This window comes from Caulobacter sp. GW821-FHT10A06, from assembly GCF_059415805.1.
In genome coordinates, this window is record NZ_JBWKNY010000008.1 from 182,152 (window position 1) to 196,567 (window position 14,416).

The following is a 14,416-nucleotide window of genomic DNA, read 5'->3' on the forward strand; positions in this document are numbered from 1 at the left end:
AGTTTAGGACGCCCGCCCCGGGAGACCGGGGCGGGCGTTTTCTATTTCCGGGTGGGCAGCCCCGCCACCGCCGCCGCGCCGACCAGCAGCACCGCCGCGCTCAGGCCCGAGACGTGCAGACCGGTCACCACGTCCGTCCCCGCCAGCGCGCCGAAGATCGCCACGCCCGCCGCGCCGCCGACCTGGCGGCAGGCGTTGAGGGCGCCCGAGGCCGCGCCGGCGTCGTGCTTGTCGACGCTGGCCAGCAGGCCGCTAGTCAGGGCGGGGATGGCCAGGCCCATGCCGCCTGGGATCAGGGCGAAACCGGGCAGCATCTCGAGCATGTCGCTGCCCGTCCCCAGCCGCGCCGTCAGGGCGTAGCCGCAGGCGGCCAGCAGTACGCCGCCCGTCGTCACCGTCCGCGCGCCGAAGCGAGCCACCAGGCCGCCGCTCAGCAGGTTGGAGACGATGAACGTCGCCGTCAGCGGCAGGAAGGCCAGGCCCGCCTTGGCCGGGGCCCAGTGCAGGGCGCGCAGCATGTAGAGGCCCAGCACGAAGATCAGGCCGTAATAGGTGAAGTTCAGCGCCGAGCCGACCACCACGGCCGTCCAGGCCGGGCGCTTGCGGAACACGCTGAGCGGCATGGCGGGATGGGCCGCGCGGCGCTCGAACAGCACGAAGGCGACGGCCAGCAGCACCCCGGCGACCAGGGCCAGCAGCGGCGCCCCGCCCCAGCCTCGGTGACCGCCCTCGATCAGGCCGCCGACCAGCAGCGACACCGCCGCCACCGCCAGGGCCTGGCCGGGAATGTCGAACGGGACCTTGGGCTTGGCCGGCGCGTCGGGCGCGACCAGCAGCGTCAGCACCGCGCCCAAAGCGCAGACCGGCAGGTTGACGAAGAACACCCAGCGCCAACCCAGGGTCTCGACCAGCAGGCCGCCCAGCACCGGTCCCAGCGCGATCGACACCCCGCCGGCGGCGGTCCACCAGCCGACGGCCGAAGCGCGCTTGGCGTTATCGCCGTGCGCGGCATGGGCGATCAGAGCCAGGGACGGCGGGATCAGCAGCGCCCCGGCCGCGCCCTGGGCCGCGCGGGCCAGGATCAACGCCAGCGGGCTCATGGCGAACCCGCAGGCCGCCGAGGTCAGGCCGAACAGGACGAGCCCCGCCACGAACGCCCGGCGTGGCCCCACCCGGTCGCCGATCGCGCCGGCCGACAGCAGCATGGCCGCCAGCGCCAGAATGTAGGCGTCGACCACCCATTGCAGCTGCGCCGTCGGGGCGTGGAACGCCGCGCCGATGGCGTCCAGCGCGACATTGACGATCGTGACATCCAGCTGGGTGACGAAGAAGCCGAAGCTGGCGGCGGCGGTGATCAGGGGCAGGCGTGCGTTACTCATGGTCCTGGACATGCCCCGATCCGCCGCCCGGATGCTACACGCGCCGATGAACCATTCCGCCGACGATCGTCCTATGATGCGAATATGGACGCCAATATCGCCACCCCCGCCGCCTTGATCGGCGACCCGACCCGCGCCGCCATGCTGCAGGCCCTGCAGGACGGCCGCGCCCAGCCCGCCAGCGCCCTGGCCTGGGCGGCCGGCGTCACGGCCCAGGCGGCCAGCAATCACCTCGCCAAGCTGGTCGACGGCGGCCTGCTGGCGGTCGAGCGCGAGGGGCGGCATCGCTATTACCGCCTGGCCTCGGCCGAGGTGGCGCACGCGATCGAGGCGCTGTCAGTGCTGGCCACGCCGGTGCGGTCGCTGGAGGTCCCGCGCTCGCCCAAGGCCCGGGCGTTGCGGGATGCGCGGTGCTGCTACGGGCACCTGGCGGGGCGACTGGGGGTGCGGGTGTGCGAGGCGCTGGTCGATCGGGACCTGATCCGACCGGCGGCGGAGAAGCTCTACGACGTGACGCCGGAAGGCCGCGTCTGGTTCGAGGACCTGGGTGTGGCGGTCGACAGCTTGCGCTCGCCGAGGGGCGTGGCGCGGCAGTGCCTGGACTGGACTGAGCGGCGGCATCACTTGGCCGGGCCGCTGGGGGTGAAGTTGCTGGAGGCGATGAGCGCGCGGGGGTGGTTGGCGTTGGAGGCGAAGGGCCGGGCGGTGCGGTTGACCACTGTTGGCGCCGAGGCCCTACGTGAGCGGCTAGGTGTCAGCCTGGACGAAGAAGGCCGCGTCGCCGCTTGAAAGGCTTTTCCCTCTCCTCCCCCTTTGGGGGAGGGGGACCGCCGAAGGCGGTGGAGGGGTCAGCGCGGCCGGCTCATGACTAGCCCCCTCCGTCACGCCACGCTTCGCGGGCGCGCCACCTCCCCCATACGGGGGAGGAGAGATGAAACGGGACGCCCTGCCGGCTAGGGCTTCAGGACGACCCCGACCTCGGGACTGGTCCCACCATCGACCTGCGCCAGATACGCCGCCTGCATCGCCTCGCGGCCTTCGCCGACCTCGACCTTCAACCACCGCGGCGCATCCGCGACGAACCCCGCCCAGGCCGCGCCGTAGCGCTGCTCGAACTCGCCCGGCGCCCAGTCCTTCTGCCGCTTGGCCACCCGATCCGGCGCGAAGAAGAACGCCGGCGTCGGACCCGGCAGGGCCCCGCCACCACTCGGCGCCTCCCAGTGGGTGCCACCCACCAGGATCGAGGCCTTCAAGTCGTCGGCGAACCGGTTATGCACCGCCGCCAACACCGCCGCATCGCCCGCGAAGTCCACGAACGCCGTCGGCCCTTCGATCGGCGCGCTGGCCAGGTCGTCGTACAGCACCACATGATCGTAGAACCCCAGCCCCTCGACGAACGCCTTGTTGCGCGGCGAGGTCAGGCCCACGACGGTCACCCCGCCCCGCTTCTTCAACAGCGCCGCCAGGCCGATCGCCGTCTTGGACGAGGCGCTGGACAGGATCACGCTCTCGGCGCCGTAGAAGCCGTGCTCGTCGAACTGGTCGTCGATCAGGAAGGCGGTGATGAACAGCGGTTGCAGCAGCGCCCGGTGCGCCTCCAGCGCATCCTCGGCGCCGACCGCCAGGTACTGGTTGTAGACCGGCGGCAAGGGCTGGCGATGGGCCGCCACGTCGGTGAAGCCGCTCTTGCCGGGCTTGGCCTGCACCGTCAGATGGGTCGACATCGGCCAGTAGCCGTAGAACCGCTGCCCCACCGCGATGTCCGGATGCGCCGAGGCCTCGACGCGTGCATGGCCCCACACCGGCACGCGGCCAAAGCCGTCGGGGCCGGGGAAGAAGTCCCAGTACTTCATCATCTCGCCGAACACGGCATAGGTGATGTTGTTGGCCGTCAGGGCGAAGCTCTCGATGGCCAGGCGGACCTGGCCATCGTCCAGCGGCGGCGGCTCGACGTCGCGGAATTCCGTGCGGCGCAGGTCGCTCTTGGCGACGACGAAATCCCAGGCCATGGCGGCCTCCCATGCTGTTTCGACGGAGTTAGCGGGAGGCCGCGCGGCAAGTCAAACGTGCGTTTGAGATCAGGCGCTGACCCACTGGCCGTGGAAGCCGAACGGCACGCGGCGCGGCAGCCTGGCGCCGGCGATCGGGCCGTTCTCCACCGCCTGGGCGTCGAAGACCACGAACTCGCTGACGTCCTCAGCCTGGCGATAAATCACCGCCGTCAACCAGCCCTCGCCCTCCGCAGCGTCCGGCCCGGCGTGGGTAAAGACGGCTTCGGAGATCGCGTCGCCTTGCGGCACGGTCCAGGTCTTCCGCGTCCCCGCGACCAGGTCGACATGGGCCACGATGTTGGAGCGGAAGTCGCCGGGCTTCAGGCTCTGGCCGACCAGCCAGCCGTGGCGATAGGCCATGCCGGCGAAGCGCTCGTCGAAGCGCGGGAATTCGCCGGCCGTGTCGTCGAGTTCGACCTCCGTCACCGCCCCGGCGGCCAGGTCGATCGTCCAGCGCGTCAGATAGGCGGCGGCGTTCTCGCCCTTGGTCCCGTCGGCATTGGGGAACAGCGGCGCGGAGGCGTAGCGCATGACGTCGGCGACGATCGTCTCACCCTGCTCAAACGCGTTCATGACGTGGAAGGCGTAGCAGGCCGGGATCTCGATCCAGCGCAGGCTGGCCACGCCCTCGTCCCGCCGGATCACCGCCAGATGGCCGCCGACCTCCGGCTCCCAGGCGAAGACCGGCTTGCCGCTCATGGCGCGCGGCAGGCTGCCGGTCAGGGGCAGCACCGGGATGACGATGTAGTGCTCGGTGACGATACAGTCGTGGACCATCGAGCAGTACGGCGCTTCGAAGGTCTCGCGCTTGAGCAGCTTGCCGTCCTTGTCGGCGACGCCCCAGCTGACCTTGTTCGACAGCGGCATCGGATCGTCGGCATAGGCGAAGAACACCAGCTCGCCGGTGATCGGGCAGGCCTTGGGGTGGGCGGTGACCTTGCCGCCCAGGTCGTAGGCGCCCAGCGTCTCCAGGTCCGGACCGCTCATCTCGAACGGCGCATGGGCCTCCTCTAGCGCCAGCAGATGGCCGCCATGCTGGATGATGTTGGTGTTCATCGCGCCTTCGGACGCGACACCCAGCACCGACGGGTCGGTGGTCATCGGGTTGCCCCAGCTGCCCCACAGCGCCTGGCCCGCGTCGCGCTCCATCCGCCACTTGTTGGTGCGGACCCAGCGGTTGCGGTAGCGGACCTGGCCGTCCTCCACCGTGAAGGCGTGCAGCATGCCGTCGCCGACGAACCAGTGATAGTTGGCGTCGCGCGGGTCGAACTGCGGGTTGGGACCGTTGCGATACAGCGTGCCCTTCAGGCTCGGCGGCAGGTCGCCCCAGACCTCCAGCGCGAAGTCGTCCTCGCTGCGCACGGGCGCGAAATTGCCTGAGAGGAAGGGATTGATACGCACGTCACCGTCCATGGCCGGACCTCCTGAATGACGATTGTTTACAATGTAAATTTATGTTGTAAGCGAATGAGTGAGTCAATCGGGATTCTCGAGTGCCCCGCGTCCTGTCGTCCGAAGACGTCGAAGCCTTCCGCGTCCGCCTGTGCGAGGCGGCCGAAACCCTCTTCGCCGAGCGCGGCATCGAGGCTGTGACCATGCGCGAGCTGGCCCAGGCCCTGGGCGTCAGCCCGATGACCCCCTACCGCTACTTCAAGGACAAGGACGCCATCCTGGCGGCCGTCCGTGCCGCCGCCTTCGCCCGCTTCGCCGTGCGGCTGGAAGCGGCCATGGCCGCGGCCGCCGATCCGCTGCGCCGCTCGCGCGACGCGGGCCAGGCCTATGTCGACTTCGCGCTGTCCGAGCCCCAGGCCTACCGCCTGATGTTCGACCTGAACCAGCCGACCGAGGGCGACTATCCCGAGCTGCAGGCCGCCATCGTCCGCGCCCGCCGCACCATGACCGTCCACATCGAGGCGATGATCCAGGCGGGCCAGTTGGAAGGCGACGCCGAGCTGATCGGGCATCTCTTCTGGTCGGTGCTGCACGGCATGCTGATGCTGCAGCTGACCGGCAAGCTGGCGCCGGCGATCGACCCGGTGAAGCTGCGAGCCCTGGCCTCTCAGACCCTGGTCAAAGGCCTGGGAATCTCCGCGCCCTGATTGTCACGGGGACAATGTTTCCGTTGCGACGCCCGGCCTGAAGGCCCAAGTCCAGGCTAGTCCAGCTTGCGATTGGAACCGCCATGCCGACCCACGCCCCCCTGCCCTTGCGCCACTTCCTGCTGGCCCTGGCCGTGGTGGCGGTGTGGGGCACCAACTTCGTGGTCATCCGCATCGGCCTGAATCACCTGCCGCCACTGCTGTTCGCGACCCTGCGATTCTGCATGGTGCTGGTCCCCATGGTGTTCTTCGTCAAGCGCCCGGCGGTGTCGTGGAGCAACCTGGCGGCCTATGGTCTGCTGATCGGGGCGGGGCAGTTTGGCCTGCTGTTCGTGGCCATGAAGGGCTCGATCTCGCCGGGCCTGGCCTCGCTCATTCTCCAGACCCAGGTGTTCTTCACCATCGGCATGGCGATGTGGATCAGCAAGGAGCGGATCCAAGGCTTCCAGATCGCCGCCCTGGTGCTGGCCGTCGCCGGCATCGTGGTCATCGCCGCCCACGGCGGCGGCGCGGCCACGCCGCTGGGCGTCGCGCTGGGCCTGCTGGCCGCGCTCAGCTGGTCAGGCGGCAACATCGTCGCGCGCCAGGCCGGACCGGTGAACATGCTGGGCTATGTGGTCTGGGCCAGCCTGTTCTCGATCCCGCCGCTGTTCGCCATGTCGCTGTGGCTGGAAGGCTGGCCGGCCATCGTCAAGGGCGTGACGGGCGCGGGCTTCACCACCTGGCTGGCCGTCGCCTGGCAGGCCGTGGGCAACACCATGTTCGGCTACGCCGCCTGGGGCTGGCTGCTGGCGCGGCACCCGGCCGCGACAGTGACCCCGATGGCCCTGCTGGTCCCGGTGTTCGGCATGAGCGCCTCGGCGCTGTTGCTGGGCGAGGGTTTGCCGGCGTGGAAGCTGATCGCGGCGGCCCTGGTGCTGACCGGCCTGGCGGTGAACATGCTGTGGCCGAAGGTGCGGATGAAGTTCCTGGCGGCGGCCTGAGATTCGCAGCCAAGGGTTGATTTCATTGCGAGCACACTCAAGCTCGCGACATGGTCCCGCGCGACGCCTCCATCGCTGTCTACATCATGACGAATAAACCTCACGGCACGCTGTACGTCGGTGTGACGAGCATGTTCGAGGCTCGGATCGTCCAGCATCGCGAGAAGCAGCTGAAAGGCTTCACCCAGAAGTATGGGCTGACGCGGCTCGTCTGGTACGAGACCCACGAGGACATGACCGTGGCCATTCATCGCGAGAAGCGGCTGAAGGAATGGCCACGGCAGTGGAAGATCAATTTGATCGAGCAGGATAATCCACGCTGGGATGATCTGTACGATCAGGTGATGAACTGGACGCCCGTGCCTCGGCAGGTTTAGCCGCCACCCCTCCCCCAACCCGTCATCCCGCGCTTTATGCGCGGGACCCATGGCTCAGCTTCCACGTGAGAGCGTGAGCCCGCACTGCACCTGCGGCGGACAAATGGGTCCCGCGCATAAAGCGCGGGATGACGGGTTGGGGGAGTTCGGAGCTCTATTGACGGCCGTCACGTAAGCGAGCGGAGGCTCCTCCGAAACAAGGGAGGCCCGTCATGACGCCGTTCGAGGTGAACTGGAGCCGCGAGGCTGTCGACATGGTCCTTACTCAGGTTCGCGCCTATGAGTTCCCGCCCGCGCCGGAGGGCGGTGGCTGGGCCTATGGGTGTGACGCCGACTTCCTGAAGGACCTCTGCGGCTACTGGAGCGACGGGTTCGACGTCGCGGCGGCGCAGGCCAACCTCAACCGCTTTCCGCAATTCAGGGCCAACATCGAAGGCCTCGACATCCACTTCGTTCACGTGGTCGGCGAGGCGCAGGGCAAACGGCCGCTGCTGATCAGCCACGGCTGGCCGGGCAGCCACTTCGAGTTCTGGGACGCCATCGAGCCCTTGGCCTTCCCGTCGCGCCACGGCGGGGACCCGGCCGACGCCTTCGACCTCGTCATCCCGTCGCTGCCGGGGTTCGGGTTCTCGGGTAAGCCCAAGCGGCCGCTGGGCCAGCGGGCGACGGCGCGGATCTTCGACACGCTGATGACCCGCGAGCTGGGCTACGAGACCTACCTCGCCCAGGGCGGCGACTGGGGCGGCCTCGTCACCTCGTGGCTGGGCCTGGACCACGCCGCGCATGTGAAGGCCATCCACCTCAACATGATCGGCCTGCGCCCGCACGGCCCGCCGACGACGCCAGAAGAGATCGCCTGGATCACCGGCTTCGGCGCCCAGATGGATCTGTGGGGCGCATACTTCCGGCTCCAGGCCAGCAAGCCGCAATCGGTGGCGTGGCTAGGGGCCAACAACCCCGTCGGCCAGGCCGCCTGGATCCTGGAGCGCTTCCACGACTGGGCCGACCTGTCGACCAGGCCCTTCGAGCAGGTGTTCACCCGCGACCAGCTGCTGACCAACATCATGCTCTATGTGATGACCGGCAGCTTCACGACCGGCGCCTGGTACTACCGCGCCCTGCTCGAAGAAGGCGGCCCGGTCCTGGCCCAGGGCCAGCGCTGCGAGACCCCAACCGCCTTCGCCAACTTCCCCGGCGAGAGCATCTACAGGCCCCCGCCCCGCTCGTGGGCCGACCGGGCCTACAACATCACCCGTTGGACCGACCAGCCACGCGGCGGCCACTTCGCGGCGATGGAGGAGCCGGGGCTGTTCGTTGACGACGTGCGGAGCTGGGCGCGGGACGTCTAGACGGCCCAGGCTTGGCCATGGCATGCCCGGCGGCAGTTCCTTCCAGGAGTTCGCCTGCCATGGCCCGCTACGATTTCGCTTCCGACAACGTCGCCGGGGCCATGCCCGAAGTGATGGAGGCGCTGGTCGCGGCCAATGCCGGCACGGCTTCCGGCTATGGCACCGACCACGTCAGCAAGGCCGCCGCCGACCGCATCCGCGCCTTGCTGGACGCCGACGCCCAGGTGCGGTTCACCGCCTCGGGCACGGCCGCCAACGCCTTCGCCCTGACCTTGCTCGCCCAGCCGCATGAGGCGGTGCTGGCCCACGAGCACGCCCACATCTGCACCGACGAGACCGGCGCTCCCGGCTTCTTCGGCCAGGGCGTGGGCCTGATCGGCCTGCCCGGCGCGTCGGGCAAGATCGAGCTGTCGGCGCTGGAGAGCGCCCTGGCCCGCCCCGAGGTCTCGTACAACCAGCCCGCCAACGCCTTGTCGCTGACCACCGCTACCGAATACGGCACGGTCTATTCCGAGGCCGAACTGCGCGCCCTGGTCGCCCCGGTGAAAGCCAAGGGCTACGGCGTCCACCTGGACGGCGCCCGCCTAGCCAATGCCGTGGCCGCCGGCTTCGATCTGAAGAGCGTCGCCAAGATGGGCGTCGACATCCTGGTCATGGGCGGCACCAAGGCCGGCTCGACCCCGACCGAGGCCGTGGTGTTCCTGAACCCCGACCACGCCCGCCGCCTGGACGCGCGCCTGAAGCACGCCGGCCAGCTGGTGTCGAAGGGCCGCTTCCTCGCCGCTCCGTGGCTGGGCCTGCTGGGCGAGGACGGCGGCACGGGTCCCTGGGCGGCCCGCGCGGCGCACGCCAACGCCATGGCGCAAAAACTGGCCGCTCGGATGCCCTTCGAGATCAAGCACCCCGTCGAGGCCAACGGCATCTTCGTCGAGATGGACGAACCGACCCTGGAGCGCCTGCGCGGCGAAGGCTGGTTCGTCTACCGCTTCCTGGACGGCACGGTGCGCTTCATGTGCTCGTGGGCGACCACGCCCGAGATGGTCGAGGACCTGGGCGCGGCGCTGAAGCGGGTAGCCTAGGAAGCCGCCCGCTTAGCTTCTTGCGTCTGCGGCGCGGGCTCTTCCTTCGGGGCGAACGCAATCACCGGCGCGGCGGCTTCGGCGGCCGAGGCGGCCGTGATGCCGAGCAGTTTGGCGATCTCGCTGGCCGGGGCCGGGCGGCTGATGAAGTAGCCCTGGATCTCGGCGCAGCCCTGGCCGCGCAGGGCGTTCAGCTGTTCCAGGGTCTCGACGCCCTCGGCCGTGGTGACGATGCCCATGGACGAGCCCAGGTCCAGCACGGCCTTGATGATGGCCATGGCGTCGCTGTCTTCCAGGATGTCGCGGACGAAGGTCTGGTCGATCTTGATCTTGTCGAACGGGAAGCTGCGCAGATAGCTCAGCGAGCTGTAGCCCGTGCCGAAGTCGTCCATCGAGATGCGCACGCCCAGGGCTTTCAGGTCATGCAGCATGGTCATGTTGGCCTGGCTGTCCTGCAGCAGCACCGACTCGGTGATCTCCAGCTCCAGGCGCTGGGCGGGCAGGCCGGACGCCGCCAGGGCCGAGACGACGGTGCGCACCAGGCCGCGATCGCGGAACTGGGCCGGCGACAGGTTGACCGCCAGGCGCACGTGGCCCGGCCACTTGGCGGCCTCGGCGCAGGCCGTGCGCAGCACCCACTCGCCCAGCTGGACAATCAGGCCGATTTCCTCGGCCAGCGGGATGAAGTCGGCCGGCGAGACCATGCCCCGCTCGGGGTGGCGCCAGCGCAGCAGGGCCTCGCAGCCCGTGACCTGCTCGGCGCCCAGATTGTAGAGCGGCTGGTAGAACAGCTCGAACTCGCCGGCCGTCAGGGCGCGGCGCAGGTCCAACTCCAGGGCGCGGCGGGCTTGCAGCTGCTCGTCCATGGCGCGTTCGAAGAAGTGGAAGGCGCCGCGGCCGTCGGCCTTGGCGCGGTACAGGGCCATGTCGGCCTTTTTCAGCAGTTCGTCGGCGTCCTCGCCGTCCGAGGGCGCGGCGGCGACGCCGACGCTGGCGCCGATCACCACGTGATGGCCTTGCAGGTCGAACGGCTGCGACATCGCCTCGACGATGCGGCCGGCCAGACGCGTGGCGCCCCCCATGTCCTTGAGACCGCTCTGGACCACGGCGAACTCGTCGCCGCCCAGGCGGGCCACGGTGTCGCCTTCGCGCACGCAGCCGCGCAGACGCTCGGCGGCCTCGCGCAGCAAAGCGTCGCCCAGCGGGTGGCCCAGGGTGTCGTTGACGGTCTTGAAGCGGTCCAGGTCGATGAAGTGCACGGCCAGCTGGTCGCCCTTGCGGGCGCGGCGGGCCAGGGCGTCGGACAGCGACTTCTGGAACAGCACGCGGTTGGGCAGCTCGGTCAGCGGATCGTAGTGGGCCAGGCGCGCGATCTGGGCCTCGGCCCGCTTGCGCTCGGCGATGTCTTCCGAGACGCCCAGCAGATATTCCGGCACGCCGTCGGCGTTGCACAGCGCGATCTTCTTGGTGCGCAGGATGGCCATGCCGCCGTCCTTGCGCGGCACGTGGTCTTCCTCGACGACGCGGACTTCGCCGGACTCCAGCACTTCGCGGTCGCGCTCGACATAGATCGCCGCCAGCTCGGCGTCGTGGATGTCGGCGTCGGTCTTGCCGATCACCTCATCGCGCTTGAAGCCCAGGGTCTTCTCGCCGGCGCGGTTCAGCAGCACGTAGCGATGATCGTCGGCGCGCTTGACGAACACCATGGCGGGCATGGCCTCGACGATAGCGGTCATGAAGGTCTGGGCGCGCTCGACATCGGCCTTGGCGGCGGCCAGGGCCTCGACGCCCCGACGGTTGGTCTCGTTGGCGGCCTGCAGCAGGCCCAGCACCGTGCCGACGCCCAGATAACGGCCGCCCTCGGTGACGATGAAGCCGCGCAGCAGGTCCGAGGCGCGATACGACAGGCTGTCGGTGGTGAAGGACGCCAGCTCGGTATTGGCGTCGACGACCAGCGGCTCGCGGTCCATCAGCGTCGAGATCGGACGATTGGCGTACAGGGCGCGGCCGTACTCGGCGGCCATGCGCAGGAAGAAGGCGTTGCGCTCGACAATGCCGATCGGCCGGTCCTCGGCGTCGAGCACGGGCACGATCAGGGTGTCGGGCTCCTCACGGAACCGCTCATACAGCGACTTGCCGAGATCATCCTGACGCGCCGGCGTCAGCGAAGAAACGGTGTCCCGCAGGGTGAACATGGTACGCCTCCACTTACGGGTGGCAGGGACCATTTCCTGACTAACGGGGCGCTAATGGCCCCGCTTGGAGCCCTTCATTTCGCCAAAACTTCATAGGGCTGTCACAGTGTTTGCCGCGCTATTTACAGTGCTTATCTACTTTTAAGAGTGACCCGAAACTAGCGCCCGGTATCCATGAAGTCTCGGGCCTTGAAGTCGTCGGGCGCGGCGACCTCGACGATGGGCTCCTCGCGGTCGTCGAACTCGGTGCGCAGGGCCCGGCTCATCACAGCGTGCATCTCGTAGAGACAGGTGATGTAGGTCAGCTCCAGGATCTGCTCGTCGGTCAGGAAGGCCTTGAGGCTGGCGAACACGCCGTCGGCGATACGCCCGCCATCCAGCACCAGGCCGTCGGCATAGGCCAGCACCGCCCGCTCGCGCGGTTCGAACACTTCCGAGATCTGCCAGTGCGGCACGGCGGCGATCTTGTCCTCGGGCACGCCCAGGCCGCGCAGCGACTTGCAGTGCTGGGAGAACACGAACTGGCTGCCCCGCGTCCAGCCGGCCCTCGTCTGGGCCAGCTCGCGCAGCACCGGGTCGATCTTGCGGGCCGGGTCGCGATAGAGCGCGAAACCCTGGGCGGCGTGGCGCAAGACGTCGGGGCTACCCGCGAAGACCGTCCACCAGTCGCCGCGCGTGCCCGTGGCCGTGCCGGGCTCGACGACGGGGTCGCGGTCGCCGAACAGCAGGTCGTAGAGCTTCAGCGTGCCTTTGTCGGTGACCTCGCCGCGAGGGATCTCGCGCAGGCGCGGCATCAGGCGTCCACCGTGGCTTTGGCGGGCTCGTGCTTCACGTCCTCCGGCCCGAAGTCGCGGGTGAAGGCGGCCAGCTCCATCATGATGCCGTTGGGATCGGTGAAATAGACCGAGCGGACGAAGACGCCGGGATGGAGCTTGCGCGCCACGCCCATCTCGCTGTCGTCGTGATTGACCACCATCGGGAAGGCCGGCACGCCCGCCGCTTGCAGGCGCTCCAAGCAGGCTTCCAGGTCGGCCTCGTCGACGGTGAAGGCCACGTGGTTCATCGAGCCCACGGCGGTCTTGGAGTCGGCCGGGAAGCTCTTCACCGACGCGATGCCCGGCGCGGCCGGCGGCGTTTCTGGCCACCAGAAGAAGGCCAGGCACGACCCGCCGCCGCAGTCGAAGAAGAAGTGCTGGCCGCCGTCGGGCAGAGCCACGGTCTTCACGAGGGGCATCTGCAGCACCTCGGAATAGAACCTGACGGTCTGCGCCATGTCGCGGCAGACCAGAGCCAGGTGATTGACGCCGGTGATCTTCATCTCGGCTTCCTCCCGGAGACCGAGGTTACGCCGATCGCGGTCGGCGTCGAGCGTGCCGCGACGTCGCTTCTATTCGCGCTCCCGCTTGGCGTCCCCCAGCAGCACCTGGCCGATCCAGCTGACGACGCCGGTCACCACCGCCGCCTGGACGCCCGCCCACAGGCCGTGGACCTGCATGCCGGGCACGATCAGGGACACCAGGCCGATCATCGCCGCATTCACCACCAGCAGGAACAGGCCCAGGGTCAGCAGCGTCAGCGGGAAGGTCAGCAGCGTCACGATCGGCCGGACGATGGCGTTGACGACGCCCAGCAGCAAGCCGGCCAGCAGCAGGGTGGTCACCCCCTGGACGACGACGCCGGTGATCAGGCGATCCGACAGCCACAGGCCGGCGGCGGCGATCAGGATGCGGAGAATGAAACGGATCATGGCGGTGCGACTCCCCTCGATTTCCGGAAGAGTGAACTACGGAAATCGGCTGAGCAAACTGTCGCCCGATTTGTACAATATCCCAGCCGTGAACTCGGACATTACAAATGCGTTACCGCCCTTCCAACCGCCGCCTTGCGAACTATCTATCCTCTCGTGTGGGGGATGATCGCGCGCGAACGGCGAGCGGATCCGCGCACCGCAAGGGGATATAAGAACTATGGCCGTGAATTCTCTATCGGTGATGTCGCCGGACGGCGGCTTGTCGCGTTACCTCACCGAGATCCGCAAGTTCCCGATGCTGCCCAAGGACGAGGAGTTCATGCTCGCCCAGCGTTGGAAAGAGCATCAGGACTCGGCCGCAGCCCATAAGATGGTCACCTCGCACCTGCGTCTCGTGGCCAAGATCGCCATGGGCTATCGCGGCTACGGCCTGCCGATCGGCGAAGTGATCTCGGAAGGCAATGTCGGCCTGATGCAGGCCGTCAAGAAGTTCGAGCCCGACAAGGGCTTCCGTCTGGCCACCTACGCCATGTGGTGGATCCGCGCCTCGATCCAGGAATACATCCTGCGCTCGTGGTCGCTGGTGAAGATGGGCACGACCGCCGCGCAGAAGAAGCTGTTCTTCAACCTGCGCAAGGCCAAGAGCCAGATCGCCGCCTTCCAGGAAGGCGACCTGCATCCTGACCAGGTCAGCCAGATCGCCACCAAGCTGGGCGTGCTGGACAGCGAAGTCATCTCGATGAACCGCCGCCTGTCGGGCCCCGACGCCTCGCTGAACGCGCCGCTGCGCGCCGACGGCGAAAGCGAGTGGCAGGACTGGCTGGCTGACGACGACCAAGTCAGCCAAGAGACCGTCGTCGCCGAGAACGAGGAAAAGTCGCTGCGGATGTCGCTTCTGGAAGAAGCGATGGTCGAACTGACCGACCGCGAACGTCACATCCTGACCGAGCGCCGGCTGAAGGACGACCCGACCACCCTGGAAGAACTGGCCGCCCAATACGGTGTCAGCCGTGAACGGGTCCGTCAGATCGAAGTCCGGGCGTTCGAAAAGCTGCAAAAGAACATGCGCGAGGCGGCCGTCGCCAAGAACATGGTCGATGCGTAACTGATATCTGCTCCCCCTCTGGGGGAGCTGTCGGTGAAGACGACTGAGG

The 14,416-nt window shown here is 68.5% G+C and carries 15 protein-coding genes; 8 read left to right on the top strand and 7 right to left on the bottom strand.

The annotated features are described in order from the left end of the window. Window positions 1-41 precede the first annotated feature (41 nt). Window positions 42-1,391, bottom strand: a complete 1,350-nt coding sequence (locus tag AC07NF_RS23525; protein ID WP_494633134.1) for an MFS transporter — start codon at window positions 1,389-1,391, stop codon at window positions 42-44. A gap of 72 nt (window positions 1,392-1,463) precedes the next feature. Between AC07NF_RS23525 and AC07NF_RS23530 the strand changes: the two genes are divergently transcribed. Beyond that, window positions 1,464-2,168 (top strand): ArsR/SmtB family transcription factor, encoded by a 705-nt coding sequence (locus tag AC07NF_RS23530; RefSeq protein ID WP_494633138.1) that lies wholly within the window; start codon window positions 1,464-1,466, stop codon window positions 2,166-2,168. Between the two features lie 164 nt (window positions 2,169-2,332). Here AC07NF_RS23530 and AC07NF_RS23535 read toward each other — a convergent pair whose 3' ends face one another. Both AC07NF_RS23535 and AC07NF_RS23540 read right to left on the bottom strand, forming a co-directional pair. Continuing rightward, a complete protein-coding gene (locus tag AC07NF_RS23535) occupies window positions 2,333-3,388 on the bottom strand; it encodes a DUF2855 family protein (RefSeq protein ID WP_494633142.1) in 1,056 nt (351 codons plus the stop codon). Window positions 3,389-3,457: 69 nt separating this feature from the next. Continuing rightward, window positions 3,458-4,843: a carotenoid oxygenase family protein gene (locus AC07NF_RS23540; RefSeq protein WP_494633143.1), complete on the bottom strand. Its 1,386-nt coding sequence runs from the start codon at window positions 4,841-4,843 to the stop codon at window positions 3,458-3,460. Between the two features lie 80 nt (window positions 4,844-4,923). Here AC07NF_RS23540 and AC07NF_RS23545 point away from each other — a divergent pair, with 80 nt between their 5' ends. From AC07NF_RS23545 to AC07NF_RS23565, 5 genes are all read left to right on the top strand, one after another. Then, complete coding sequence (locus tag AC07NF_RS23545) at window positions 4,924-5,529, top strand: TetR/AcrR family transcriptional regulator (protein WP_494633145.1); 606 nt, start codon at window positions 4,924-4,926, stop codon at window positions 5,527-5,529. Window positions 5,530-5,612: 83 nt separating this feature from the next. Further along, complete coding sequence (locus AC07NF_RS23550; RefSeq protein ID WP_494633146.1) at window positions 5,613-6,512, top strand: EamA family transporter; 900 nt, start codon at window positions 5,613-5,615, stop codon at window positions 6,510-6,512. Between the two features lie 50 nt (window positions 6,513-6,562). Then, window positions 6,563-6,889 carry a GIY-YIG nuclease family protein gene (locus AC07NF_RS23555; RefSeq protein ID WP_494633148.1) on the top strand — a complete coding sequence of 109 codons (327 nt, stop codon included), beginning with the start codon at window positions 6,563-6,565 and terminating at the stop codon, window positions 6,887-6,889. A 212-nt stretch (window positions 6,890-7,101) separates the two neighbouring features. Further along, window positions 7,102-8,238: an epoxide hydrolase family protein gene (locus tag AC07NF_RS23560; RefSeq protein WP_494633150.1), complete on the top strand. Its 1,137-nt coding sequence runs from the start codon at window positions 7,102-7,104 to the stop codon at window positions 8,236-8,238. 59 nt (window positions 8,239-8,297) lie between these two features. Next, window positions 8,298-9,317, top strand: a complete 1,020-nt coding sequence (locus tag AC07NF_RS23565) for a threonine aldolase family protein (protein WP_494633151.1) — start codon at window positions 8,298-8,300, stop codon at window positions 9,315-9,317. Here AC07NF_RS23565 and AC07NF_RS23570 read toward each other — a convergent pair. The 4 genes from AC07NF_RS23570 to AC07NF_RS23585 all read right to left on the bottom strand — a co-directional run bounded on the left by AC07NF_RS23570 (window position 9,314) and on the right by AC07NF_RS23585 (window position 13,259). Next, entirely contained in the window at window positions 9,314-11,512 is a 2,199-nt protein-coding gene (locus AC07NF_RS23570; RefSeq protein WP_494633153.1) for a putative bifunctional diguanylate cyclase/phosphodiesterase, read from the bottom strand. The two genes, AC07NF_RS23565 and AC07NF_RS23570, sit on opposite strands and share 4 nt — an antisense overlap. Before the next feature lie 158 nt (window positions 11,513-11,670). After that, complete coding sequence (locus AC07NF_RS23575) at window positions 11,671-12,306, bottom strand: carboxymuconolactone decarboxylase family protein (protein ID WP_494633156.1); 636 nt, start codon at window positions 12,304-12,306, stop codon at window positions 11,671-11,673. Further along, window positions 12,306-12,830 (bottom strand): VOC family protein, encoded by a 525-nt coding sequence (locus tag AC07NF_RS23580; protein ID WP_494633159.1) that lies wholly within the window; start codon window positions 12,828-12,830, stop codon window positions 12,306-12,308. Before AC07NF_RS23580 ends, AC07NF_RS23575 begins: the two co-directional genes overlap by 1 nt. A gap of 69 nt (window positions 12,831-12,899) precedes the next feature. Continuing rightward, window positions 12,900-13,259 (bottom strand): phage holin family protein, encoded by a 360-nt coding sequence (locus AC07NF_RS23585; protein ID WP_494633161.1) that lies wholly within the window; start codon window positions 13,257-13,259, stop codon window positions 12,900-12,902. A 107-nt stretch (window positions 13,260-13,366) separates the two neighbouring features. Here AC07NF_RS23585 and AC07NF_RS23590 point away from each other — a divergent pair, with 107 nt between their 5' ends. Then, a complete protein-coding gene (locus tag AC07NF_RS23590) occupies window positions 13,367-13,474 on the top strand; it encodes a hypothetical protein (protein WP_454717671.1) in 108 nt (35 codons plus the stop codon). Then, window positions 13,471-14,367 carry an RNA polymerase sigma factor RpoH gene (rpoH, locus tag AC07NF_RS23595; protein WP_494633264.1) on the top strand — a complete coding sequence of 299 codons (897 nt, stop codon included), beginning with the start codon at window positions 13,471-13,473 and terminating at the stop codon, window positions 14,365-14,367. The genes AC07NF_RS23590 and rpoH overlap by 4 nt, the downstream gene beginning before the upstream one ends. Window positions 14,368-14,416: the final 49 nt, after the last annotated feature.